At 65.4% G+C, this 1,428-nt stretch carries 1 protein-coding gene; it reads left to right on the forward strand.

Annotation, left to right across the window (positions count from 1 at the left end; genetic code table 11):
- Positions 1 to 160: 160 nt before the first annotated feature.
- Positions 161 to 1,399: an IS256 family transposase gene (locus BIV25_RS37460; RefSeq protein WP_071377007.1), complete on the forward strand. Its 1,239-nt coding sequence runs from the start codon at positions 161 to 163 to the stop codon at positions 1,397 to 1,399.
- The last annotated feature ends 29 nt before the right edge of the window (positions 1,400 to 1,428 follow it).

A 1,428-nucleotide genomic window follows, 5' to 3' on the forward strand; every position in this document is an offset into this window, starting at 1 on the left:
GATGGTGTCCCTCGTCGTGGTGTACGGGATCAGCGGCTGGGAGTGCGCGGGCGTCTGCCCGGGGCGCACTTCCACGGGTGAGCACCGCTCCCTCAACAGGAGGCGGGCCATCGCGTAACTCTCCTTGGTGAACGCCCAGTTCAACCACGAGGAGTGCACGATGGCCCTGTCCCAGTCTGAACTGATACGGCTGCTTGAGTCACTACGCTCGACGGACGGAATCGAGCTCATCCGCGCCATCGCCGAGCGGATGGTGCAGGAGCTGATCGAAGCCGAGGCAAGTGCCCACATCGGTGCGGAGTGGAACGAGCACACGCCGACGCGGACCAACGTCCGCAACGGGCACCGCGAGAAGGTGCTGACCACGCTGGCCGGCGACCTGGACCTGGAGATTCCCAAGGTCCGCACCGGCAGCTTCTTTCCCTCACTGCTGGAGCGACGGCGCCGGATCGACCAGGCCCTCTACGCCGTGATCATGGAGGCATACGTGCACGGTGTTTCCACCCGTAGCGTCGATGACCTGGTCAAAGCCCTCGGCGGGGACAGCGGCATCTCGAAGTCGGAGGTCTCACGGATCTGCGCGGCGCTGGACGAGCCGCTGACCGCATTTCGCACCCGCCCGCTGGATCACGTCCGCTTCCCCTACGTCTACCTGGACGCGACCTACTGCAAGGCGAGGGTGAACCACCAGATCGTCTCGCGGGCCGTCGTGGTCGCCACCGGTATCACCGAGGACGGCAACCGTGAGGTCCTGGGCCTGATGGTCGGCGACAGTGAGAGCGAGGCGTTCTGGAAGGAGTTCCTGCGCTCGCTGCGTGAGCGCGGTCTGTCCGGGGTCCGTCTGGTTGTCACCGACCAGCACGCCGGTCTGGTCGCCGCGGTCCGCAAGGTGATGCTCGGCGCTGCCTGGCAGCGGTGCAGGGTTCATTTTCTGCGCAATGTCTTCAGCGTGATCGACCGGGATTCCGGTGAGATGGTCGCCGCGACGATCCGCACGGTCTTCACCCAGCCCACTGCCGGCCTCGTGCGCACTCAACTGGACACGGTCGCGGACATGCTCGGCGCCCAGTTTCCCAAGGTCAAAGCGATGCTGCTGGAGGCGAAGGAGGATCTGACCGCATTCGCCGACTTCCCACCGCGGCACTGGAAGAAGATCCAGTCGACGAACCCGTTGGAGCGGGTGAACCGGGAGATCAAGCGCAGGATCGACGTCGTCCAGGTCTTTCCCAACGACGACGCGCTCATCCGGCTGGTCACCGCCGTGCTCTTCGAGATGCACGACGAGTGGATCGCGTTTCCCCGCCGCTACCTCCCCGAAGGCAGCATGGGCGAGATCTACCGCGAGCTACCCGAAAGCGCCCCGGCGCTGCCCAATACTCCGAACACGCCCGCCAGTTGATCCCCAACACCACGACAAGGGACACGACC

This window comes from Streptomyces sp. MUSC 14 (assembly GCF_001866675.1).
Classification (GTDB): Bacteria; Actinomycetota; Actinomycetes; order Streptomycetales; family Streptomycetaceae; genus Streptomyces.